Origin of the sequence: Acidibrevibacterium sp. (assembly GCF_049965395.1) — a bacterium.
Lineage (GTDB): Bacteria > Pseudomonadota > Alphaproteobacteria > Acetobacterales > Acetobacteraceae > Acidibrevibacterium > Acidibrevibacterium fodinaquatile.
Window position 1 is genome coordinate 2,380 of sequence record NZ_JBMFWJ010000040.1, and the last position, 23,462, is coordinate 25,841.

Sequence of the window (23,462 nt, forward strand, 5' to 3'; positions counted from 1 at the left end):
CGCCGCCATCGTCGTGCGGCCCGTCGAGCCCGCCGCCGCAAAACGCTGGCTATGCGGATACCGTGACGGCGACGGCCACCACCGGCACGGCCAGCACCTCAACCACCGTAACCGCGAGTGATACCAAGGAAATCCAGCTTCTCAGCGCCAACAGCGACATCACCGTCGGTGGCACCGCGCCCACCGGCAATCTCGCGAGCCTTTATGGCACCGCGCAGACCCTGGAATTCACCTATAACCCGGGTGATACGGTGTCCCTCGCCTCCGGCAGCACCGCGCTCGCCTCGGTCAGCGGCGCAAACAGCCAATCGCTGGCGTTCATGGAAATCTCCAACAACGCCAATCCGTTCGCTAGCGGCAGCCAGATCTATTTCGAGGGCAGCGTCACCACCGGCGAGAATATCTACGCCGATGCCGCTCTCAATCCGCTCACCAACATCGCCAACACCGGGGCGAGCAGCCATTTCAGCACCACCCCCGGCGCGGAAACCTACGCGTTCATTTTCGGCAGCCAAGCCGATTTCGCTGCCGGCGACGCGCCGATCCAGACCATGGCCTATGACACCAGCGGCGCCTCGCCGCACGGCATGAATCTCGGTGACACCATCGGGAGCCTGAAACTCGCCGGTTATATCGGCGACCAGGGTGGGCATCTCGTCGCCTGATTGTCCAGCGCCGCCCCTCCGAACAGGCCGACTCTTTGTTCCGAGGGGCGGCGAAGCCGCTTAGCCGCCGCCCGACTCAGCCCGCGCGTGCAGCGCCATGGCGATGAGCGAGGCGCCGCCGAACAGCAAATCGATGCCGACGAGAAGGCCGAGCGCCCAGGCGAGCGTCCCGGGCAGGCCGGCAATGACCAAGCCGGCGAGAATGAGGTCGATGACGCCGTTCCACATCACCCATTCCCATTTGCCCGAAAGATCGCGGCGATGGGCGATCGCCAGCATGATCATGAAAATGCCATCAATGATAAAAAACGCGATCAACACATAGGTCAGCGTCACCAGGCCCTGAAACGGGTTCCAGAGCAGCACGCCGCCGGCGGCAACGGCCAGCACCGCCGAAAGCAGTGACCAGCCGAAGCCCGGCGCCCGCTGCGCCCGAAACGTGAAAACCAGGCCAAAGAACCCGGCGATCACGAACAACCAGCCGAGAAAAATCGTCGCCGCCAATCCCGCAAGCGGCGGCACGACGATGGCGGCAAGCCCGAGCAGGCAAAGGACGATCCCCTCGGCGAGGAATGTCCGCCAATGCGCATGCAAGGATTTTTGCAAGATGTCAGCAACTTGCGAAATGGCTACCGATTCCAGCGAAACCGGAGGGGAATTGTCTTCGCTTGTGACCATGGGGCAAGACTCCTTTTGCCGTATCATCTGGCGGGCTTGGGCGGTTGATTGTCAATGGTTGCCATCCGCCATCCGCCGTGCGCTTGCGCCGCCGGCCTCGGGGTGGTATTGCGGAATGATGATCCGGTTTTCCGGCAGTTTCCGGGCCACGCCCGCTGGCCGCGCCGCTTTCGGCGCTGGCCTCCTTATTCTGCGACTTAGCCGCCCCTGGGCGTGACGCCGCGCGGCTTCGCCGGCATCGTTCAGGGGATTTTTGAGGCAATTCGTCGCAACCATCCGGTTCAAGGACTGGCCCCATGACCATCTCCCACCCAAACTTCGGCGCGCTCGACCCCGACCGCATCATTATCTTTGACACGACACTCCGCGACGGGGAGCAATCGCCCGGATTTTCGATGAATCTCACCGAAAAGCTGCGCATGGCCGAAGCCCTGGCCGAACTCGGCGTCGATGTCCTCGAAGCCGGCTTCCCGATCGCAAGCCCCGGCGATTTCGAAAGCGTGGACGCCATCGCGCGGACCATCAAGGGGCCGGTGATCTGTGGCCTCGCGCGCACCGGCGGGCGCGACGATATCGCCCGCGCCGGCGAGGCGATCCGCCCCGCCGAGCGCCGCCGCATCCATAATTTCATCTCCACCAGCCCGCTGCACATGAAATACAAGCTGCGGATGGCGCCCGAGACGGTTTTGCAGGCGGTCATCGACGGCAATACCCTCGCCCGCAACTATACCGACGACGTCGAATGGTCGGCGGAAGACGGCAGCCGCACCGACCCTGATTTCCTCTGCCGCTGCGTGGAAGCCGCGATCAAAGCCGGCGCCACCACCATCAATATCCCCGATACCGTCGGCTACGCCCTGCCGGAAGATATCGCGCGCATCTTCACCATGCTGCGCGAACGCGTGCCGGGGGCGGAAAAGGTGATTTTCTCCGCCCATAACCACAATGATCTCGGCCTTGCCGTCGCCAACACCATTGCCGCCATCCGCGCCGGCGTGCGTCAGGTGGAATGCACCATCAATGGTATTGGCGAACGCGCCGGCAACGCAGCACTCGAGGAAATCGTCATGGCGATCCGCACCCGTCATGATGCGCTCGCCTGGCATTCGGGCATCGAGACGCCGAAAATCCTCCGCACCTCGAAGCTGCTCTCCACCATTACCGGCTTTGACGTCCAACCCAACAAGGCGATCGTCGGGCGCAACGCCTTTGCCCACGAATCCGGCATCCATCAAGACGGCGTCCTGAAAAACGCCGCGACCTACGAGATCATGACGCCAGAGAGCGTCGGCTGGACCAAATCCTCGCTGGTCATGGGCAAACATTCCGGCCGCGCCGCCTTCCGCGACAAGCTCCGCGCCCTCGGCTATGGCGAAATCGGCGATAATCAATTGAACGACGCCTTCCGCCGCTTCAAGGATCTCGCCGACCGCAAGAAGGTCGTCTATGACGAAGATCTCATCGCCCTCGTCGATGACGAGGTGATGCGTGGCCATGACCGCATCCGCTTCCTCTCGCTCGATGTTCATACCGGCTCCAAGGCCAAGCCGCGCGCCGAACTCGAACTCGAGATCGACGGCGCGGCACAGAGCGCGGTTGCGACCGGCGACGGGCCGGTGGACGCGACCTTCAACGCCATTCGCGATCTTTTCGCTCATGACGCGGTGCTACGCCTCTATTCGGTCGGCGCCGTCACCGAAGGCACCGACGCCCAGGCCCGCGTCACCGTGCGGCTCGAGGAAAACGGCAAAATGGTCGATGGCCAGGGGGCGGATACCGATACCATCGTCGCCTCTGCCCGCGCCTATGTCCACGCTCTCAACAAACTTCTCGTCAAGCGCGCGCGCACCGCGCCGGAGGCGCTGTCGGCCTGAAGACGATGTTCTTTTTTGAAAAAAAAAGAACAAAAAACGTTTCCCCGTAGGGCAGTGCCTGCGGCACTGCCCGCCTCGATCACGCCTGAGACGCCTTGTCAGCCCAGTCGCGGAGCCAGGTCGCGCGGGCATTGAGGCTCGAGACCCCGCCCGCGAGCTTTTCGAGTTCGCTCTGATAGGTCGTAACCCGGCCGCCAAGCCCGGCCATCGCCGCGCGCAAATCCCCGAGCGCGCCACGCCAGGTGGAAACCGCCTGCCGCTGATCGGCCAAGGCCCGGTCGAGCGCCGCCAGCGCGCGCCGCAACCGCTCGGCCTCCGCCGCCGGCCGCGCCGGGAAGGGGATGACCGCCGCCGATCCGCCTTGCCGCTGTTCGGCTTCGTTGGTTGAGAGGTCCATTCCCCGCTCCTTGCGTTCGCTGATTGCCATTTGGTTAATTAATCAGAAATTTTTCGCGAAAACAAGAAAAATCTTATAAAATACTAACAGGCCGCGACGCCTATTCCGCGGCCAGCCGCGGCGGATCGACCAACGCGCTGGCGCGCACGAGATCAACCGAAAGCAGGCGCGAGACGCCGCGCTCCTGCATGGTGACGCCAAACAGCCGGTCCATCCGCGCCATGGTGAGATGATGGTGGGTGACCACCAGGAAGCGCGTTGCGGTTTCGCGCACCATGTCTTCGAGGAGGGTGCAAAAACGCTCGACATTGGCGTCATCGAGCGGCGCATCGACCTCGTCGAGGACGCAAATCGGCGCCGGGTTGCAGCGGAAGACCGCGAAAATCAGCGATAGCGCGGTCAGCGCCTGCTCGCCGCCGGAGAGCAGCGACAGGGTCGCGAGCTTCTTGCCCGGCGGCTGCGCATAGATCTCGAGCCCGGCGAGCAGCGGATCATCCGAGCCGACCAGCGCGAGATGCGCCCGCCCGCCGCCGAACAGGCGCGCGAACAGCGCTTGGAAATGGCGATCGATCTCGGCGAACACAGCACCGAGGCGCTCGCGCCCCTCACGGTTGAGATGGCCGATCGAGCCGCGCAGCTTGGCGATCGCGGTGGTGATTTCGTCGCATTCGCGGGTGATGGTGGCGATCTGCGCTTCGATCTCCCCAGCTTCGATCTCGGCGCGGAGATTGACCGGGCCCATCTCGTCGCGCTCGCGCGAAAGACGCTCGAAGCGCTTGCGCGCTTTCTCCTCGGCCTCCGCGTCGAGCGGGTCGGGGAGGGGGGGGAACTCGGGCTTGGCGCCGAGCCGCGCCAAAACCCGTTCGGCGATCACCCCCCAGGCGTGATCGGCGGTCGCGACCTCGCCTTCTCCGCGCACCATCGCTTCGCGGGCCTGCGCCAGCGCCGCCTCGGCCTCGCGCGCGCCGCGCGTGGCGGCGGCTTCCTCGCTCTCGGCGGTGGCGAGCGCGGCGGCGGCCTGGCGGTGCCGCGCTTCCGCTGCCGCCAGAGCCTCGGCGAAACCGTCTCGCGTCGCGGCAAGGCGCGCCGGCTCTGTCTCAGCGGCCGCCAGCGCCGCCGCGCTTTCGGCCATACGCGCGGCATAATCGGCGCCGCGCGCTTCGGCGTCGCGCGCCCGCGCCTGCGCGTTGTCCCGCTCGGTCGCGATCGCGGCGAGGCGGCTCGCGCGCAACGCTGCCGCGCGTTCCAACCCGTCATGCGCGCGCCGCGCCGTGTTTTCCGCCTCGCGCGCCGCGGCCAGCGTCGCCCGCGCCGCATCACGCGCGGCGGTGGCGGCGGCGACGTCGGGCAGGGCGGCGGCGGCCTCGTCCAGGCGCGTCAGTGCCGCTTGTGCTTCCTCCGCCTCGCTGCCGGCGCGGGTCAGTTGCTCATCGAGAGCCTTGGCGCGTGCCACCGCGGTCGCCGCCTCGGCGCTGAGCCGGGCGGCGGCGGCACGTGCTTGCTCGGCCGCCTGTTCCGCGACACGGGCCGCATCGCGGGCGGTTTTCTCAGCCTCGCGGCCGGATTTTTCCGCGGCTTCCGCTGCCATCCGGCGCGATCGCGCCGCCTCGGCCGCCGCCGTTGCCTCGGCCAGCCGGGCGCGAAGGGCCGCGAGCCGGTTCCGCTGCGCGAGCCGCACCGCGGCCGCGGTCGGCGTTCCGGCGCGAACGCCATGGCCATCCCAGCGCCAGACCGCGCCGGCGCGCGAAACCAGCATCTGTCCCGGGGCGAGGTGCGGCTGCAAAGCGTCTCCCGCCGCATCGCCCTCGACCAGCCCAATCGCCGCGAGCGCGCGGGCGAGCGCCGCCGGGGCGCGGACCAGGCCAGCGAGCGGTGCGGCGCCGGCGGGCAACGGCGCGGGATCGAGCGGCGCCAATGCCCGCCAATAACGCGGCGCCGCCGGGTCGGCCGCCGAGTCGAGATCCTCACCGAACGCCGCGCCGAGGGCGGCTTCCAGCCCCTCCGGCACCTCCAGCGCATCCTCGATGCGCGGCCAGCGCGCGTCATTCTTGACGGCGAGCAGTTCCGCCAGCGCCTCCGCCTCGGCCGCGAGCTTCGCCCGCGCCACCTCGCGTTCGCTTTGCTCGGCGCGGGCGGCGGCCAAGGCGGCTTCGGCGGCTTGGCGTTCGGTCTCGCTCTCACCGCGCCGACGTCGCGCCGCCTCCAGCGCTGCGTCCGCCGCGGCGCTCGCCGCTCGCGCCGCCGCCAGCCGTTCGGGCGCGATTTGGGGCAGACGCGCCGCTTCCTCACGCAGCCGCGCCAGCGCCGTGCTCGCTCGCCGCGCCCGCGCCTCGGCCTCGCCGCGCGCCGCCGCCAGGGCGCGGCTCCCGGCTTCGGCCTCGGCCGCGATTTCGAGAGCGCGATTGGCCTCCGCCTCGGCCGCGCGTGCCGCGTCGGTGGCGGCGGCGAGGGCGGCGGCGGCGGCCTCGGCCTGGGCCGGGTGCGCTTGCGCCTCGGTGGTGAGCCGGGCGGTTTCCTCATCCAGCCGGGAAAGCGCCGCTGCTGCCTCGGCGCGCGATTGCTCGGCATGCGCCCGGTCGCGCTCGAGCCGTTGGCGTGCCGCCCGCGCCTCGGCCAGCGCCGAAGCGGCACGCCGTTCCTCGGCGGCGATCTGTTCGAGCGCGACCCGTGCCCGCTCGAGCGCGGTTCGCGCCTCGCCCTCGGCGCCGCGCAGCGCCGGCAGCGCGAGCGACGCCTGCTCCGCCCGGGCCGCCGCCGCCCGCGCGTCCTCGCCCCGCGCCGCGACCAAAGCTTGCGCCGCCGCAAGCGCCGCCCCTGCCGCTTCCCGCGCGGCGCTGGCGCGCTGGTGCTGGATCGCGAGCCACTCGGCCTCGGCGGTGCGGATGGCGCCCGAGAGGTTGCGGTAGCGATGGGCCTGGCGCGCCTGGCGCTTCAACCCCTGCAACTGGTTCTCGAGGGTCGCGCGCAATTCCTCGGCGCGGGTGAGATTGGCCTCGGTTGCACGCAGTTTCAGCTCCGCCTCGTGGCGGCGGGCATGCAGCCCGCTGATGCCGGCGGCTTCCTCGAGGATCGCGCGACGTTCATCGGGGCGGGCATTGACCAGGGACGCGACCCGCCCCTGGCTCACCATCGCCGAGGTCCGCGCGCCGGAGGCGAGATCGGCAAACAGGGTTTGGACGTCGCGGGCCCGCGCCTCGCGGCCGTTGATGCGATAGGAACTGCCCGCTTCGCGCTCGATGCGGCGGCTGATTTCGAGCTCCGCCTGCGCATGCCAGGGCGGCGGCGCGCGGCCGGCGGCGTCCTCCAGCATCAGCGCCACCTCGGCAAAATTGCGCGACGGGCGATGGGCGGTGCCGGCGAAGATGACATCGTCCATCTCGCCGCCGCGAAGGCTGCGGGCCGAGCTTTCCCCCATCACCCAACGCAGCGCCTCGACGACGTTCGACTTGCCGCAGCCATTCGGCCCGACGATGCCGGTAAGGCCGGGGAGAATGTCGAGCGCGGTCGGCTCGGCGAAGCTTTTGAAGCCCGCGATCCGGAGTTTGGCAAAGCTCGCCGGCACGAAGCGGCCCCGCCTAACCGCTGGCGGCGCCGATGAAAGCGCTGAAGGCGGCGTAGGTCATTTCGCCGGCATGGGTCTGGCCATTGGCGGCGAAGGTCGGCGTTGAATCGACATGGTATTCGTCCTCCGCCTTTTGCTGGCCGGCGAGCACGAACTGCTCAAGCGCCTTATCGGCGATCGCGGCGTCAAAGGCCGGGCGCGAGAGGCCAGCGAGCCCGGCCATTTTGGCAAGCTCCTCGCGCGGGTCGCTCTGGCGGTTGAAGGCCCAGTGATCCTGGCTCGCGAAAAGCGCGGTGATGAACGGCTCATAGCGGTCGGGCGGCAGCGTGCGCGCGACCATCGCCGCCATCAGGGCGACCCGGTCGAGCGGGAAATCGCGATAGATCATCTGCACCTTGCCGGTCTCGATCAGCTTCGCCTTCACCTCCGGCATGGTCTCGCGCGAAAACGCCGCGCAATGGGTGCAGGTGAGCGAGAAGAATTCCATCACTTTGATCGGCGCCTGATCGGAGCCCAGCGTGCGCGGCGCGAAGCGGGGATCGCCGCCAGCATCGGCGGCGCGCGTCGCACGGGGGCGGAGATAGGGCAGCACGACTATCTGGCCGGCTACAAGAGCTAGTAGGGAGCGACGCTGGATCAGCATGATTTCCTCAACATGTTGTAGATTACCGTATCGGCGGGGAAAAAGTCGAGACCTTTATCTACCGCTGTCCCGCGGCATGGATGGCGCGGCCGAGGGCGGCAAGCGCACTCCGTAGCTCGGAGGCGGGAAGCCCGTCGAGGCGCGCCTCGACGGCGGCCGCGATCGCCGGATCGCCGGCGGGGAGCGCGCGTGCGAGCGGCGGCAGCAGATTTTGCGCGAAACGCAGCCGCTTGATCGCGTCGCGGCCGAGATGGGTGTTGATCCGCTCGATCAGCGCCGGTCCGCTATGTTGCAATTCCAGCGCAACCGCGCCCGCGCAGGCAAGCGTCAGCGTCCCCGCGGCGAGCCGGCGCGGCGTGGTCTGCGCGGCCAAATGCGGGCCGACGATCGCCGGCCAGTCGGCCGCGAGTTGCGCAATCGCCGGGGCGCGCTTGCTGAACGCCGGGCGCAGGAGGGGCGCGAGCAGAACGCCGAGCGGGCGCGGGCCGGCGCCGCGCCGTGCCATCTCCGTGTTCGCTGGGGCGGCGGGACTTGCCTTGCCGTCACCGTGCCGCCCATGCATAGACGTCTTCGTGCCCGCCATCATGCCCTCTCCCGCTACCCTCACCCGGCTCGCCCTCGACTGGCCGGCGTTGCTCGCCTTTTACGACCGCGCGCGGCGGGTTTTGCCCTGGCGTGCGGGGCCCGGCGAGACCGCCGATCCCTATCGGGTCTGGCTCAGCGAAATCATGCTGCAGCAGACCACGGTCGCGGCAGTGATACCCTATTTCACCCGGTTTACCCAGCGCTTCCCAACCCTCGAGAGCCTCGCCGCGGCGCCCGAGAGCGAGGTTCTGCAGCTCTGGGCCGGGCTCGGCTATTATGCCCGCGCCCGCAACCTCCATCGCGCGGCGCGGATGATTGCCGCGGCGGATGGCTTTCCGCGCACGCCGGCGGCCTTGCGACATCTGCCGGGGATTGGCGCCTATAGCGCCGCCGCCATCGCCGCGATCGCCTTCGGGGTGCCGACGCTCGCGGTCGATGGCAATGTCGCGCGGGTGCTGGCGCGGCTTTTTGCGATCACGACGCCGCTGCCGCAGGCGCTGGCGGAAATCGCTGACGCGGCCGAAACCCTCGCCGCCGCGCCGGCGTTTCGCGCAAGGCCCGGGGACGCGACGCAGGCTTTGTTCGATCTCGGCGCCGGGGTCTGCGTCAAAGCCGCGCCGCGCTGCCCGGAATGTCCGCTCCGCGCCGGCTGCCGGGCCGAGCGCCTCGGCATCGCCGCGCAATTGCCGCACCGCGCCGCGAAACCGCCACGGCCGGAGCGTTTCGGGGCGCAATTCTGGCTCACCGACGCGAGCGGCGCGGTGCTGCTCCGCCGTCGGCCGGCGCGCGGCCTGCTCGCCGGCATGGTCGAGCTGCCCGGCACCGCTTGGCGCGAAGGGGCGCCGTGGGCGGAGGCGGAAGCGCTCGCGGCGGCGCCGATCGCGGCAAAGTGGCGCAAACTCGGCGCGGTGCGGCATGTTTTCACCCATTTCGCGCTCTCGCTCGATGTCTATGCCGGCTCTGTTGCGGCGTTTTCGGCCGCTGCTCTCGGCGGGTTCGCGCGCCCGGTGGCGGCTCTCGCCGATGAGGCGCTGCCCTCGGTGATGCGCAAATGCGTCCGCCTCGCCGCCGCGGCGAGGCCGGCGTGAGTGGGGGGCGGGCGCCGGCGATCGGCTTCGCGCTGGCCTTGCTCGCGATCGATGCGCTCGGCATCGGCCTCGTGATCCCGATCGTGCCGCAACTGGTGCTCGAACTCTCCGGCGGCGACGCGAGCCATGCCGCGGCTTGGGTCGGGCTGCTCGCAACCAGTTTCTCGACCATGCAATTTCTCTTCTCGCCAATCATCGGCGGCTTGTCGGACCGTTTCGGCCGCCGCCCGGTGATGCTGCTTTCGGTCCTCGGCCTCGGGGTCGGTTATCTCATCCTCGCCGCCGCGCCTTCGCTCGGCTTCGTCCTGCTTGCGCGCCTGATCGCCGGCGTGACCACCGCCAATATCTCGGCGGTCACCGCCTATATTTCCGACGTGACCCCGCCCGAGCGGCGCGGCCAGCGTTTCGGGCTGGTCGGGGCGATGTTCGGGCTTGGCTTCGTGCTTGGCCCGGTGATCGGCGGCGTGCTCGGCGGGATTTGGCTGCGGCTGCCCTTCCTTGCCGGCGGCGGGCTTTCGCTGTGCAACGCACTTTATGGTTTTTTCATGCTGCCGGAGTCCCTGGCGCAAGAGCGCCGGCGGAATTTTTCCTGGCGCCGGGCCAACCCGATTGCGGCCCTCGCTAACTTGCGCGCCAATCCCCGCGCGCGCCGCCTCGCCATGGCGTGGAGCGCCACCTGGTTCGGCCTCGGCGCGCTGCAAAGCGCTTTCGTGCTTTCGACCGGACTTCGCTTCGGCTGGCACACGACGCAAAACGGCTTCGCGCTGGCGCTGGCCGGGCTTTCCCAGGCCCTGGTGCAGAGCTTTCTCATGCGCCGCATCCTCGGCCGCTTCGGCGAGACACGAACGGCGCTGCTCGGCTGCCTGGCTGCCGCCCTCGCCCAAAGCACCTACGCTTTCGCCACCGCCGGCTGGATGATCTATGCCGGCGTCGTGATTTCGGCGCTCGGCGCGATCAATACCCCGGCGATCCGCGCCCTGTTCGCCGCCGAGGCCGGCGCCGACCGCCAGGGCGAGGCGCAGGGGGTGCTCGCTTCGCTCCAAAGTCTCACGGCGATCTTCGCCCCGCTCCTGGGCGCGGCGCTTTTTGCGCATTTCACCGCGCCGGGTGCGGCGATCTTCTTCCCCGGCGCGCCGTTCCTGCTCGCCGCCTTCGCCTATCTGCTCGCCGGCGCCCTGCTCGCCGGGCTGGTTTATGGCGCAAGAATGTAAAGCGCCTGCCGTTGGTTGCTGACGTGATCAGGCGGCGTCAGCCCAGCGCTGCGACCCCGGGCAGGGTTTTCCCCTCCAGCCATTCGAGAAAGGCGCCGCCGGCGGTCGAAAGATAGGAAAACTGCTCGGCGACCCCGGCGTGATGCAGTGCGGCGACGGTATCGCCGCCGCCGGCGACGCTGAGGAGCCGGCCCGCCGCGGTACGCTCCGCGACGGCGCGGGCGAGCGTCGTGGTGGCGGCATCGAAAGGCGGCGTCTCGAAGGCGCCGAGCGGGCCATTCCAGACCAGCGTCTTCCAGCCGGCGAGCTTTTCGACGAGCCGCGCGACGCTCGCCGGGCCGAGATCGAGAATGAGGGTGCCGGGGGCAACGGCGTCGATTGCGACCATTTGGGTCGGCGGGTTGGCGCGGAATTCCGTCGCCGTCACCGCATCGATCGGGAGAATGATCTCGCAGCCCGCGGCTTTGGCCGCCGCCGCGATCTGCCGCGCGGCGTCGTGCATGCTCGGCTCCTCGAGCGAGGATCCGATGGCGATGCCGTTTGCGGCAAGAAACGTATTGGCCATGGCGCCGGCGATCACCAGCGCGTTGACCCGCGCGATGAGATTGCCGAGCAGAGCGAGCTTGGTGGACACTTTCGCGCCGCCGACGATGGCCGCGAGCGGGCGCGCCGGATGGTCGAGGGCGGCAGCCAGCGCCTCCAATTCGCGCTGCATCAGCCGCCCGGCATAAGCCGGCAGCAGATGGGCGACGGCCGCGGTGCTGGCATGGGCGCGGTGGGCGGCGGAAAACGCGTCATTGACGTAAAGATCGGCGAGATCGGCGAGCGCTTGCGCGAAGGCCGGATCATTCGCCTCCTCGCCGGCATGAAAGCGGGTATTCTCCAAAACCAGCACCCCACCCGGCGCCAGCGCCGCGACCGCCGCCTGTGCTGCGGGCCCGATGCAGTCAGCCGCGAACGCCACCGGACGACCCAGCACCTCGCCGAGCGCGGCCGCGATCGGCGCGAGGGAGAAGGCCGGATCCGGCTTGCCCTTGGGGCGGCCGAAATGCGAACAGACGATGACCCGCGCCCCTCGCGCGGCGAGTTCACGAATGGTCGGGGTCAGGCGTTCGAGCCGGGTGCGATCGGTGATGCGCCCGTCATGCAGCGGCACGTTGAGATCGGCGCGGAGCAGCACCCGCTTTCCCGCTAGCGTCAGACCATCGAGGGTGCGAAAGGACATCGTGCGAAACTCTCCTCAACGCGGCGCCGGCATATCGAGGAAATCCTGCACGACGCGGAACAATTGCAGGCGGTTTTTTTCCATGATGATCGTGTGCGTCCCCTCCCCGAGCATCGCATATTCCTTCCATGGCGCATGGGTGATCAGTGGAAACACGGTATGGGACATGTAGGGTGGTGTGTCGTGATCCCATTCCGCCTGCACCATCAGCACCGGCATGGTGAGCTTGGCCGGATCCCAGGTCGGGTGCCCCTTCTGCCAATAGCGCACGACATCGTAGATCACCCCCTCCGGGGCGCGCAGCACCGGCGGGTTTTGCGCCGCCCCCTTGGGGTCGGTCGCGAAGGTCGCGTCCGCCCATTGCGCGAACCAGCCGGGTGGGATCAGCCCCGTCTGCTGCTCGGGCGTTAGGCCCGAAAGCCAGCGTTTTTCCGCGTCCGCCCGCGTCACCTGGCGATAGGCGCCGAGATGGTCGGGATCGACCTTGAGCGCGATCGGCCCCTCGATCACCCAAAGCGTCGCATAAAGCACCAGGCGATGCACCTTGGCCGGGTTCTCGGCGGCGAAGCCAGCGGCGATCGCCGTCCCCCACGACCAACCCATGACGTCGAGGCTTTGCAGACCACGCCGCTGAAGCACGTCATCGACCACGGCGCCGAGGGCCGCGACCGCCTGGTCAGTGGTCTCGAGCGGCGGATTGGCCGATGCCGGCGCATCCATCTCCGGCGGCCGCGTCGAGCGACCATAGCCGGGAAGGTCAAGGAGATAGACGTCATAGCCATGGCGGGCGAGGTAATCCATCCAGGAAAACCCGCCGAGCGGAAGATCGAAGGCGGTGCTCGCCGGATAGGTCGCGCCATGGACGAAAACCAAGGTTTTTTCCGGCCCGAACTTCGACACCCCGGCGAGATGCTTGTTGCGGACGTATATCTCGAGGCCCTTTTGCGGCGCCGGCACCATGTGTTCGGACACCGCGATCTCCCCGCCCATCGGGTCAGCCGCCTGATCCGCGAACGCCCGCGGCGCCGCCATCGCGGCGAGCAGCAAAAGCCCCGCCGCCAGACCAAGACCATGATGTCTCTTCACCGCATCCTCCCGCTTTCCCTTATCTCACGGGCGCGAGATGACAGGCTGGGCGGCGAAAAGGCAAGCCCCGGCTCAACGCGCCGCCGCCCCGCGCAGCGCCGCAATCGCCCGCGCATAGGGCGGGGCGCGGAACACCGCCGAGCCCGCGACCAGCACATCGGCGCCGGCGGCGAGAACCGCGGGCGCGGATTGAGTGGTGATGCCGCCATCGACCTCGATATGGATCGGCCGTGCCCCGATGAGGGCGCGCAAGCGGCGGATTTTCTCGAGAACCGCGGGCAGAAAAGCTTGGCCGCCGAAGCCGGGATTGACGCTCATCACCAGGATGAGATCGACACGGTCGAGCACGTAGGCGACGGCGCTTTCCGGTGTCGCCGGGTTGAGCGCGACCCCCGCCGCTTTGCCGAGCGCGCCGATCGCGGCAAGGGTGCGCTCGAGATGCACCCCGGCCTCGGCATGGACGATGATGCGGTCCGCCCCGGCTTTGGCGAAGGCTTCGAGATAGGGATCGACCGGCGCGATCATCAGATGCGTATCGAAGCATTTTTTGCTGAACGGGCGGATCGCGCGGATGAGATCCGGGCCGAAGCTGATATTCGGCACGAAGTGCCCGTCCATGATATCGAGATGCAGCCAATCCGCCCCCGCCGCGTCGATCGCCCGCACCTCCTCGCCGAGGCGGGCGAAATCGGCGGCGAGCAGCGAGGGCGCGATCAGCGGCGTTGCGGTCATGGCTTTTCCTCTGCTGGGCTGGTTTGGTCGAAGACTCGGCTGCGCAGAATGTCATCGGCGACGAGGGTGATCAAATCGCCGACCGCCAGCGGCCGCGCACGGTCCTCGAACAAGCGCACCGCTTGGCGCAGCCGCGCGCGATCGAGGGCGTTGCGGATCGACCGCGCATTGGCGAAATGCGGCTGGCGCCGGCGCGCTGCGATATAGTCGCGAAACGCCGCCGCCGCGCCCGCATCGAAGCGGTCATGCTGGCTTGCCAGCATTTTCTCGGCGATCGCGAACAGTTCTTCGTCAGCGTAATCGGGAAAATCGATGTGGTGGGCAACGCGCGAGCGAAATCCCGGATTGGCGGTGAAAAACCGGTCCATCCGGTCTCCATAGCCCGCGAGAATGACGACGAGATCGTCACGCCGCGCTTCCATCACCTGAAGCAGGATCTCTATCGCCTCCTGCCCGTAATCGCGCTCGTTTTCCGGGCGATAGAGATAATAGGCTTCGTCGATGAACAAGACGCCGCCCATCGCTTTCTTAAGGATTTCCTTGGTCTTCGGCGCGGTGTGCCCGATATATTGGCCGACGAGATCGTCACGCGTGACAGAGACAAGCTGATTGGTGCGGATATAACCCAGCCGATGGAGAATATCCGCCATGCGCAGCGCGACCGTGGTTTTGCCGGTGCCGGGATTGCCGGTGAAAGACATGTGGAGCGTCGGCGCCTGGCCGCCCGCGCCAAATTCCTGGCGCAGCCGATCGATCAAAAGCCGCGCCGCGATCTCCCTGATCCGCCGCTTGACCGGCTGCAGGCCAACCAATTCGCGATCGAGTTCATCGAGGATTTCGCCAACCCCCGAACGCACATAGGCCGCCTCGAGGTCGATCGTCGCATCCGCCGTCGCATCCATGGCTTTTCCCTTGGAAAAAAATGCCGGCCCTCCTCGCGGCGGGCCGGCAGTCGGGGGGAAGGGTCAATAACGCGCGCCGGCCGGGCGATCGGTGGCATAGGCCCGCATGGTATAGCCGATCATGCGGCCGGCCCGCTCCTCGCGTGCTACCATGAAGCCGGGTTCCTCGGCCGGACGATCGCTGATGAAGGAAAGCCGGAGCGACTCCCAACCCGGCGTCGCATCGAACGCCGAAACCCGGATATAGCCGCGCCCGGCATGGACTTTTCGACACTCGGCCAGTTCATATAGGAATCCCGCAGGGTCTTTGAGATCGAACATTGGCGTCCCCCACATCTCCCAATAGGTATTGCGGGGATGCGGATCGTCGGTGAACTCGATATTGAGAGCCCAGCCTTTCGCCAGGCAATATTTCACCTGGGCGCTGATCTGCTCGTCGGTCAGAGCGGGGAGGAAGCTGAAGGTTCCCTGGGTGATAGGCATCATCGTCTCCTTTCGCGCAGCGTTTCTCAGGCGGGCGTCACTGTCGGAACGAAATCGGGGGTATCGGTCGAGGTGTAATTGAAGCTGACGTCTTTCCAGACTTCGAGCGCCTGGGCGAGCGGCGTGCAACGTAGCGCCGCGTCTTGCAAGATCGCCGGCCCTTCCGCCACAATGTCCCGCCCCTCGTTGCGCGCAAGCACCATCGCCTCGAGCGCAACCCGGTTCGCGGTCGCGCCGGCGGCGATGCCCATCGGATGGCCGATGGTGCCGCCGCCGAATTGCAAAACGCAGTCTTCACCCAGCAGATCGAGCAGTTGATGCATCTGTCCGGCATGGATGCCGCCAGAAGCGACGGGCATCATGCGCCGCAGGCTGGCCCAGTCCTGGTCGAAGAAAATCCCGTGCTCGAGCCGCATGGGATTGTACATCTCGCGGCAAATATCGTAATAGCCGCGCGTCGTCGCCGGATCGCCCTCGAGCTTGCCAACCACGGTGCCGGCATGGATGTGATCGACGCCGGCAAGGCGCATCCATTTGGCGATGACACGAAAGCTGACACCATGCGATTTCTGTCGCGTGTAGGTCGAATGGCCGGCGCGATGGAGATGAAGGATCATATCGTTCCGGCGCGCCCATTTCGCCATCGACTGGATGGCGGTATAGCCGATGACGAGATCGATCATAATGATCGCCGAGCCGAGTTCCTTGGCGAATTCGGCGCGCTCATACATGTCCTCCATGGTGGCGGCGGAGACATTGAGATACGTGCCCTTGATTTCGCCCGTCATTGCCTGCGCGCGGTTGACCGCTTCCATGCAATAGAGAAAGCGGTCGCGCCAGTGCATGAAGGGCTGGCTGTTGATGTTCTCGTCGTCTTTGGTGAAATCAAGACCACCTTTCAGAGCCTCGTACACCACCCGTCCGTAATTGCGCCCGGAAAGTCCGAGCTTCGGCTTCACCGTCGCGCCGAGTAGCGGCCGGCCGAACTTGTCGAGCCGCTCGCGTTCGACGACGATCCCGGTGGCTGGCCCGTCGAAAGTTTTCACATAAGCGACGGGGAGACGCATATCCTCGAGCCGGAGTGCCTTCAGCGGCTTGAAGCCAAAGACATTGCCGATGATCGAGGCCGAGAGATTGACAATCGAGCCCGGCTCAAAGAGATCGAGATCATAGGCGATATAAGCGAAATACTGCCCTTCTTGCCCAGGCACCGGATCGACGCGATAGCATTTCGCGCGATATTTCTCGCACGCGGTGAGGCGGTCGGTCCACACCACCGTCCAGGTCGCGGTCGAGCTTTCCCCGGCGACCGCCGCGGCGGCCTCCTCGGGATCGACGCCTGCTTGCGGCGTTATGCGAAAGAGCGCGAGGATATCGGTATCCTTGGGCTGATAGTCGAGATCGAAATAGCCCATTTCCTTGTATTTCATCACTCCGGCATCGTAGCGGCCCTTGCGTGCCGTCGCCGTGACTTTGTTCATGGTGAGCTCCTGTGACTGAAACGAACGTCAGGCGGCTTGTGCGGTCTGGTTGGTTGTGTTGCGCTTGGCATCATCGGCATAACGCCGCGCCATCGCTGCCAGTGGGAGTGGTGCTATCTTCGGCGCCATGCCGGCGGCGCCGAACGCTTCGAAACGGCTGAGGCAAAGCGCTTCGAGTGCGGCCATGGCCGGTTTGAGAAACGCCCTCGGGTCAAATTCCGCCGCGTGCTCGGTGGCCATTTTGCGAAACTGCCCAGCCATCGCAAGACGGCAATCGGTATCGATATTGATCTTGCGCACGCCGAAGCGAATCCCCTCGACGATCTCCGCGACCGGCACCCCCCAGGTCTGCGGCATCGCGCCACCGAAGCGGTTGAAAATGTCCTGCAGTTCTTGCGGCACCGAAGACGAGCCATGCATGACGAGATGCGTGTTCGGCAAACGCGCATGAATAGCCTTGACAACGTCCATCGCGAGAATGTCACCGCTCGGCACGCGGTTGAATTTATAGGCGCCATGGCTGGTGCCGATCGCAACCGCCAGCGCGTCAACCCCGGTGCGCGTGACGAAATCGAACGCCTGATCAGGATCGGTGAGCAATTGCGCACGATCGAGCACACCCTCGGCACCATGTCCGTCCTCGGCCTCGCCATGGCCGCTCTCGAGCGAGCCGAGGCAGCCGAGTTCGCCCTCGACCGAGACCCCAACGCTATGGGCAAGCCGCACCATTTCCGCCGTTACCGTGACATTATAGGCATAGTCAGCGGGTGTTTTGCCGTCGGCAAGCAACGAACCATCCATCATCACCGAGGTAAAACCATTCTGGATGGCGGAAAGACACGTCGCAACCCGCTCGCCATGATCTTGGTGCAGGCAAATCGGGATTTCGGGATAGGTCTCAACCGCCGCCACCACCATGTGACGCAACATCGCATCGCCGGCATAGGCGCGGGCGCCGCGGCTCGCCTGGATAATGACGGGTGCAGCGGCTTTGCGCGCCGCGTTCATGATGGCGAGCAACTGCTCCATGTTATTGATGTTGAATGCCGGCACGCCATAGCGATACTCTGCCGCGTGGTCGAGCAATTGGCGAAGAGTGATAAGAGACATGGGTTTTCTCTCACAATTTAACGGAAGGACGCGATATCCGCTCAGGGTGCGGCGTCAGCGAGGCCGAGCAGTGTCCGGCCGCGCGCCGCGATCGCCGCCGCCGTCAGACCGAAATGCGCATAAAGCTCGCCCGCCGGGGCGGACGCACCAAAACCCCGCAAGCCAACGACATTCGCCTCGCTTCCGACATAACGCGCCCAACCGAAGGGCGATGCCGCCTCGATCGCGAGACGAGGCGCCCGGCCGAGCACATGGGCGCGGTAGGCTGCGCTCTGGTCATCGAACAGCGTAAAGCACGGCATCGAAATCACCGCGGTGGGAACGCCGCTTTCTTCGAGACGTTTGCGTGCATCAAGTGCGATCGCGACTTCCGAGCCGGAGGCGATCAAGGTCAGGCGCCGCGCCCCGTTCGCCTCCGCCAACACATAGGCGCCGCGCGCGGCAAGCAGCTCGGTGGCGTCGCCCTCGCGGAGCAATGGTAGCGCCTGGCGCGAGAGCGCGAGCAGCGAAGGCCGCGCCGTCTCGCGCAGCGCCGCCTCCCAGCATTCCGCCGTCTCGATCGCATCGGCGGGGCGAAAGACCAAAAGATTTGGCATGGCGCGCAAGGCCGCGAGATGCTCGATTGGCTGATGTGTCGGCCCATCCTCGCCAAGGCCGATACTGTCATGCGTCATCACGTAGATCACCCGCAATCCCATCAGCGCCGAGAGCCGGATGGCGCCGCGCGCGTAATCGGAAAAGGCCAGGAAGGTGCCGCCATACGGGATGAACCCGCGATGGAGCGCAATCCCGTTCATCGCCGCCGCCATGGCATGTTCGCGCACGCCATAATGAAGATAGCGCCCGGAAAAATCACCTGGCCGCACAGGGGTCATGCCACGCGCGAGGGTATTGTTGGAGTGCGTGAGATCCGCCGAGCCGCCGAGCAATTCGGGCAGATGAGACGCAATCACGTCCAGCACAGCTTCACTCGCTTTGCGCGTCGCAACGTTGGGGCGCGACGCCAGCAGCGATTGCCGGTGGGCTGCCAAAGCCGGTGCCAGAGTCTCAGGGAGCCCGAGGCTTTCCGCGCGGGCGAAAAATTCGCGGCAATCGGCCGGGGCCTGGGCAAGGCCGTTCTCCCACGCCCGCCTGAGCCGACGCGAGCGCCGGCCGGCGGCGCGCCAGGCCGCGAGAATGTCGGGCGGGATCTCGAAAGGCGGCGCCTCCCAAGGCAAGGTGGCGCGCGCCTTGGCGATTTCGTCGGCGCCGAGCGGCGCCCCATGAACCCCCGCCGTGCCCTGTTTTCCCGGCGCGCCGAAACCGATCACCGTGCGGCAGGCGATCAGCGACGGACGGGGATCACGCCGCGCCAGCGCGATCGCCCGCGCCACCGCCTCCGGGTCATGCCCGTCCACCGCCTGCGCCTGCCAGCCATAAGCGGTGAAGCGAAGCAGCGTGTCATCAGACATCGCAAGCGAGGTCGGGCCGTCAATAGAGATGTGATTGTCATCATAAAGCACGATCAGCCGGCCGAGCCCCAGATGGCCGGCGAGCGAGGCCGCCTCATGCGAAATTCCTTCCATCAGACAGCCGTCACCGGCGATCACGTAGGTCCAGTGATCGACGTATTGCCGCCCCCAACGTGCGGCGAGCATCGCTTCCGCGAGCGCCATGCCGACGGCGTTGGCAAAGCCTTGACCGAGCGGGCCGGTCGTCGTCTCGACGCCGGTGGTGTGGCCGTATTCGGGATGGCCCGGGGTTTTCGCTCCCAGCTTGCGAAAGCGCATCAGCTCATCGCGTGTCATCGCGGGAAAGCCGGTGAGATAAAGCAGAGCGTAGAGCAGCATCGAACCATGCCCGGCAGAGAGCACGAAGCGGTCGCGATCCGGCCAGTCCGGCGCTTGCGGGTCAAATTTCAAAAATTGCGTCCAGAGCACCGTCGCGACATCGGCCATGCCCATCGGCATGCCGGGATGGCCCGACTGCGCGCGCTCGACGGCATCCATCGCGAGCGCGCGAATGGCGTTGGCGAGATCGCGGTTGGTTGTCGTGCCGGGCATGGCTTTTGCGGAATGGTTCACGTGCGGTATCCTCAACGCGCGCGGCGGCGGCGTTCCATCAGTTGCAGGATGAGCGGCGTCAGGATGAGCTGCATCGCGAGGTCGAGCTTGCCGCCCGGAATGACGATGGAATTGGCGCGCGACATGAAGCTGTCATGGATCATCGAGACCAGATAAGGAAAATCGATGCCGCGCGGATTGGCAAAGCGGATGACGACAAGCGATTCGTCGGCGGTCGGGATCCAGCGCGCGATGAACGGGTTCGAGGTATCGACCGTCGGCACGCGCTGGAAATTGATGTCGGTGACAGCGAATTGGGGAATGATGTAATGCACGTAATCCGGCATCCGGCGGAGGATGGTGTCCATCACGGCTTCCGTCGAATAGCCGCGTGTCGCGCGATCGCGATGGATTTTCTGGATCCATTCGAGATTGAGCACCGGCACGACGCCGATCTTGAGATCAGCGTGGCGCGCGACATTAACCTCGTCGGTGATCACCGCGCCGTGCAGGCCTTCATAGAACAGAACATCACTGCCTTCCGGCAGGTCACGCCACGTGGTGAAGGTGCCGGGTGCGGCGCCATAACGCTCGGCTTCGATCGCGTCATGGACATAATGGCGATAGCGCCCGACGCCGCTTTCGCCATAGCGTGCGAACAAAGCCTCGAGTTCGGCAAAGAGATTGGAGTCCGGCCCGAAATGGCTGAAATGATGGTTGCCGCGCGCGGTTTCTTCTTCCATCCGGGCCTTCATCGCGGTGCGGTCGTAGCGATGGAAGGCGTCACCCTCGATATAGGCGGCTGCGATCTTTTCGCGGCGAAAAATCTGCTCGAACGTGTGCTTGACCGTCGTCGTGCCAGCGCCCGAGGAGCCGGTGACGGAAATGATCGGATGGGTCAGCGACATGGCGCAAGTTCCCGATCGGTGCGAAACAGGCCGCGCCGGCCGAACAGCGGCGCGCGCTCGGCGATCGCGAGTTCGCCGGCGTAATAAGCGCGCACGCGGGCGACTTTGTCGTCGGCGCCGAAAATCAGTGGCGTGCGCTGATGCAAACTGGTTGGCGTGCGCGAAAGAATTGGGGCAACCCCGTCACTTGCCGCGCCGCCCGCCTGCTCGATCAGAAACGCGAGCGGGGCGGCTTCGTAAACCAGGCGAAGACGCCCCTCGCGATAGCCCGGGCGGGCATCGCCGGGATAGAGATAGATGCCACCCCGGAGCAGAATCCGATACGCTTCCGCGACCACTGAGGCGAGCCAGCGGGTGTTGAAATCGGCGCGCCGCGGCCCCTCGGCCCCCGCCAGGCAGTCATCGACATAGGCGCGAATCGGTGGCTCCCAATGCCGATAATTGGAGGCGTTGATCGCGTATTCGTTGGTCCCACGCGGCAGGCTGAGGCCGGCGCGGGTGAGCAAGAAGGCGCCGCTCGGCCGATGCAGCGTGAAGATATCGGTGCCGCTGCCAAGGCTCAGCACCAGTGCGGTCTCCGGCCCGTAGATCAGAAATCCGGCGGCGCGCTGCGCGCTCCCTGGGCGCAGCCATTGCTGCGCCGGGGGGAGGCCGGGATCGATTGGCAGGATCGAGAAAATGCTGCCGAGCGGGGCATTGACGGCGATGTTGGAAGACCCGTCGAGCGGGTCTATGGCGACGGCGAGATGCCCGTCGGCGCGTAGCACGAGCGGCGCCTCGGCCTCTTCTGAGCCGAGCACCGCAACGGGGGCGTGGCGAAGGGCGGCGACGAACAGATCATGAGCGCGGCGGTCGAGTTCCTTTTGCGCATCGCCACTCGGGCTCGCGTCGAGGCCGGCGGCGAGATCGCCGGCGAGGGGGCCGAGGGCGCAAAGCTCGGCGAGTTTCCGCCCGGCTTGCGCACAAGCGAGGACCGTCGTGGCGATGGCCTCGCGCGCCGGGTCATGCGCTGCCCAGTGGGTGAGATGGTCTTCCAGGGTCTGTTTCATCGCTTCCTCCTCCAAGGGATCAAAATTTCCGTGATCCGGGCGGCGGCGCAATGATCGTTCGCGCTCATTCTCTTGGAAGACATGAATAGTCGCTCTTGTCGATGAAAGCGATTTTAATTAACTTTGTCGGAATGAAAAATTTATTGAATAGGGCGCGCCGACGTCTCACCCTGAAGCAGATGCGCGGCTTTGCCGCCATCGTTGAGCACGGCACCATCACCGGCGCCGCCGCCGCCATCGGGGTGAGCCCGCCGGCGATTTTGCATCAACTCCGCGAGATCGAGGACAGTCTTGGCCTACCGCTTTTGGAACGCAGCAACGGCAAAGCGATCCCGACCGAGGCCGGCCGCGAACTCCTCGCCACCACCGCGCGCATCGAAAGCGAAATCGGTGATTGTCTCGAAGCCATCGCCGCCCTCGCCGGCATGCAGCGCGGCCACGTTGCGATCGGGTTGATCAGCACCGCGAAATATTTCGCGCCGAGCGCGCTCGCCGCTTTCAAACGCGCCCATCCCGAGATCGATCTTCGTCTTCTGGTCGGCAATCGCGGCGAGACGGTGGCGGCGCTCGAGCGTTTCGAGATCGATCTCGCCATCATGGGCCGCCCGCCGGAGCATTTCGAGGTCACCGAAATCGCCATCGGCGCCCATCCCCACGTCATCATCGCCGCCCCCGATCATCCGCTCGCCGGACGCGTGGCGATTCCGCCCGCAGCCCTTCTCGATCAGCCCTTCGTGCTGCGTGAGCCAGGCTCGGGCACGCGCGCTCTCGTGCAGCGCTTCTTTGAGAGCGCCGGTCTCGCCCCGGCCGGCGGGATGGAGTTCGGCAGCAATGAGACGATCAAGCAAGCGGTGATCGCAGGCATGGGCATCGCGCTGATTTCCGCCCACACCATCGCCGCCGAATGGGCCGACCGGCGAATTGCCATTCTCGACGTTGTCGGCTTGCCGATTTTGCGACAATGGTATCTCGTGCGGCGGCGGGAAAAGCGGCTTTTGCCGGCCGCGCGCGCTTTGTGGGAGCATCTCGTGCGGGAAGGGAGCGCGTTCCTGCCGAGGCTCGATCTCCCCGGCGAGAGCCGTGACGCCTAAAGCGAGCCCGGATCATATCGATCCAGACACGCTCTATTAAGGTATTGTTGTAGAGTGTGATTCACGTCTCCGGCGATTCCGCCTTCGACGATCACGCTCTAAGGGCGGCGCGCCCGGCGATCAGTGCGAGATCGTAAAATTGAGCGGCACCTCGGCGGTCGCCGGCACCGGGGTTCCGCCGCGCGTCGCCGGGACGAAGCGCCATTGCTGCACCGCGTCGATGGCGGCGCGGTCGAGGGCCGAAAATCCGCTGCTCGTTGCCACCTGCACGGTGTCGGCGCGGCCATCGGCGGTGACATTGACCCGCAGCACGACCCGCCCTTGCTCGCGCCGCCTGAGGGACAAGACCGGATAAATCGGCGCGTGGTTACCCTCGGCCGCGGCGAGCGGGTGGGGCGGCACCAGCGCCGCCGCGGCAAGCGTGGGGCCGGAAGGCGCGGGCGCGGCGGAGGATGACGAGGACGCCGCCGATGCGGAAGCCTGCTCGCGTTCCGCCGCTTTTGCGATCTGTGTCGGGGGGGCATGCGCTTGGTGCGGGCGCGGCGCCGGTTTCGCTGGTGCCTCTGGCGGCGCCATCGCCTGCACCCGCTCGGGGATTGGCGCTGGCCGGGCCGGCGGCGGCTCTTGGGCGGCGGCGATCGCGGGTTCGG

General features: G+C 66.7%; 21 protein-coding genes. 5 read left to right on the forward strand and 16 right to left on the reverse strand.

Annotated elements, in window-relative coordinates:
• Positions 1-665, forward strand: a 665-nt coding sequence (locus ACP5M5_RS11350) for a DUF7467 domain-containing protein (protein WP_427937447.1), incomplete at its 5' end; no start/stop codon positions are given.
• Between the two features lie 60 nt (positions 666-725).
• Here ACP5M5_RS11350 and ACP5M5_RS11355 read toward each other — a convergent pair.
• Positions 726-1,343 (reverse strand): HdeD family acid-resistance protein, encoded by a 618-nt coding sequence (locus ACP5M5_RS11355; RefSeq protein WP_427937449.1) that lies wholly within the window; start codon positions 1,341-1,343, stop codon positions 726-728.
• Positions 1,344-1,639: 296 nt separating this feature from the next.
• On the opposite strand from ACP5M5_RS11355, the gene ACP5M5_RS11360 reads away from it, so the two are divergent.
• The gene (locus ACP5M5_RS11360) at positions 1,640-3,217 is read left to right on the forward strand and encodes a 2-isopropylmalate synthase (RefSeq protein WP_427937452.1); all 1,578 of its coding nucleotides are present in this window, start codon (positions 1,640-1,642) and stop codon (positions 3,215-3,217) included.
• Positions 3,218-3,296: 79 nt separating this feature from the next.
• Here the strand turns inward: ACP5M5_RS11360 and ACP5M5_RS11365 are convergent, their stop codons facing one another.
• The 4 genes from ACP5M5_RS11365 to ACP5M5_RS11380 form a co-directional block, all read right to left on the reverse strand.
• Positions 3,297-3,614 carry a hypothetical protein gene (locus tag ACP5M5_RS11365; RefSeq protein WP_427937454.1) on the reverse strand — a complete coding sequence of 106 codons (318 nt, stop codon included), beginning with the start codon at positions 3,612-3,614 and terminating at the stop codon, positions 3,297-3,299.
• Between the two features lie 100 nt (positions 3,615-3,714).
• Entirely contained in the window at positions 3,715-7,176 is a 3,462-nt protein-coding gene (smc, locus tag ACP5M5_RS11370) for a chromosome segregation protein SMC (RefSeq protein ID WP_427937456.1), read from the reverse strand.
• 13 nt (positions 7,177-7,189) lie between these two features.
• Positions 7,190-7,819, reverse strand: a complete 630-nt coding sequence (locus tag ACP5M5_RS11375; protein WP_427937458.1) for a DsbA family protein — start codon at positions 7,817-7,819, stop codon at positions 7,190-7,192.
• A 58-nt stretch (positions 7,820-7,877) separates the two neighbouring features.
• On the reverse strand, positions 7,878-8,324 hold the full coding sequence (locus ACP5M5_RS11380; protein WP_427937460.1) for a DUF721 domain-containing protein: 447 nt from the start codon (positions 8,322-8,324) through the stop codon (positions 7,878-7,880).
• A gap of 79 nt (positions 8,325-8,403) precedes the next feature.
• On the opposite strand from ACP5M5_RS11380, the gene ACP5M5_RS11385 reads away from it, so the two are divergent.
• Positions 8,404-9,492, forward strand: coding sequence for an A/G-specific adenine glycosylase (locus ACP5M5_RS11385; protein WP_427937462.1), 1,089 nt, complete (start codon positions 8,404-8,406; stop codon positions 9,490-9,492).
• Positions 9,456-10,703: an MFS transporter gene (locus ACP5M5_RS11390; protein ID WP_427937464.1), complete on the forward strand. Its 1,248-nt coding sequence runs from the start codon at positions 9,456-9,458 to the stop codon at positions 10,701-10,703. The genes ACP5M5_RS11385 and ACP5M5_RS11390 overlap by 37 nt, the downstream gene beginning before the upstream one ends.
• 37 nt (positions 10,704-10,740) lie before the next feature.
• On the opposite strand, the gene ACP5M5_RS11395 is transcribed toward ACP5M5_RS11390, so the two are convergent.
• From ACP5M5_RS11395 to ACP5M5_RS11440, 10 genes are all read right to left on the reverse strand, one after another.
• Positions 10,741-11,928 carry a phosphoglycerate kinase gene (locus tag ACP5M5_RS11395; RefSeq protein ID WP_427937466.1) on the reverse strand — a complete coding sequence of 396 codons (1,188 nt, stop codon included), beginning with the start codon at positions 11,926-11,928 and terminating at the stop codon, positions 10,741-10,743.
• Between the two features lie 15 nt (positions 11,929-11,943).
• Positions 11,944-13,014, reverse strand: coding sequence for an alpha/beta hydrolase (locus ACP5M5_RS11400; RefSeq protein ID WP_427937468.1), 1,071 nt, complete (start codon positions 13,012-13,014; stop codon positions 11,944-11,946).
• Between the two features lie 72 nt (positions 13,015-13,086).
• The gene (rpe, locus tag ACP5M5_RS11405) at positions 13,087-13,746 is read right to left on the reverse strand and encodes a ribulose-phosphate 3-epimerase (RefSeq protein ID WP_427937470.1); all 660 of its coding nucleotides are present in this window, start codon (positions 13,744-13,746) and stop codon (positions 13,087-13,089) included.
• A complete protein-coding gene (gene cbbX / locus ACP5M5_RS11410) occupies positions 13,743-14,648 on the reverse strand; it encodes a CbbX protein (RefSeq protein WP_427937473.1) in 906 nt (301 codons plus the stop codon). Before cbbX ends, rpe begins: the two co-directional genes overlap by 4 nt.
• A gap of 63 nt (positions 14,649-14,711) precedes the next feature.
• The gene (locus ACP5M5_RS11415) at positions 14,712-15,134 is read right to left on the reverse strand and encodes a ribulose bisphosphate carboxylase small subunit (RefSeq protein WP_427937475.1); all 423 of its coding nucleotides are present in this window, start codon (positions 15,132-15,134) and stop codon (positions 14,712-14,714) included.
• 23 nt (positions 15,135-15,157) lie between these two features.
• A complete protein-coding gene (locus ACP5M5_RS11420; RefSeq protein ID WP_427937477.1) occupies positions 15,158-16,612 on the reverse strand; it encodes a form I ribulose bisphosphate carboxylase large subunit in 1,455 nt (484 codons plus the stop codon).
• Between the two features lie 27 nt (positions 16,613-16,639).
• Positions 16,640-17,722, reverse strand: a complete 1,083-nt coding sequence (gene fba, locus ACP5M5_RS11425) for a class II fructose-bisphosphate aldolase (RefSeq protein WP_427937479.1) — start codon at positions 17,720-17,722, stop codon at positions 16,640-16,642.
• Positions 17,723-17,763: 41 nt separating this feature from the next.
• Positions 17,764-19,785 carry a transketolase gene (tkt, locus tag ACP5M5_RS11430; protein ID WP_427937480.1) on the reverse strand — a complete coding sequence of 674 codons (2,022 nt, stop codon included), beginning with the start codon at positions 19,783-19,785 and terminating at the stop codon, positions 17,764-17,766.
• An 11-nt stretch (positions 19,786-19,796) separates the two neighbouring features.
• Positions 19,797-20,672, reverse strand: a complete 876-nt coding sequence (locus ACP5M5_RS11435; protein ID WP_427937483.1) for a phosphoribulokinase — start codon at positions 20,670-20,672, stop codon at positions 19,797-19,799.
• A complete protein-coding gene (locus tag ACP5M5_RS11440) occupies positions 20,663-21,721 on the reverse strand; it encodes a class 1 fructose-bisphosphatase (RefSeq protein ID WP_427937485.1) in 1,059 nt (352 codons plus the stop codon). The genes ACP5M5_RS11435 and ACP5M5_RS11440 overlap by 10 nt, the downstream gene beginning before the upstream one ends.
• A 143-nt stretch (positions 21,722-21,864) precedes the next feature.
• Between ACP5M5_RS11440 and ACP5M5_RS11445 the strand changes: the two genes are divergently transcribed.
• Positions 21,865-22,812 (forward strand): LysR family transcriptional regulator, encoded by a 948-nt coding sequence (locus tag ACP5M5_RS11445; RefSeq protein WP_427937486.1) that lies wholly within the window; start codon positions 21,865-21,867, stop codon positions 22,810-22,812.
• A 120-nt stretch (positions 22,813-22,932) separates the two neighbouring features.
• On the opposite strand, the gene ACP5M5_RS11450 is transcribed toward ACP5M5_RS11445, so the two are convergent.
• A partial coding sequence (locus ACP5M5_RS11450) for an energy transducer TonB (RefSeq protein ID WP_427937488.1) occupies positions 22,933-23,462 on the reverse strand: 530 nt, incomplete at its 5' end.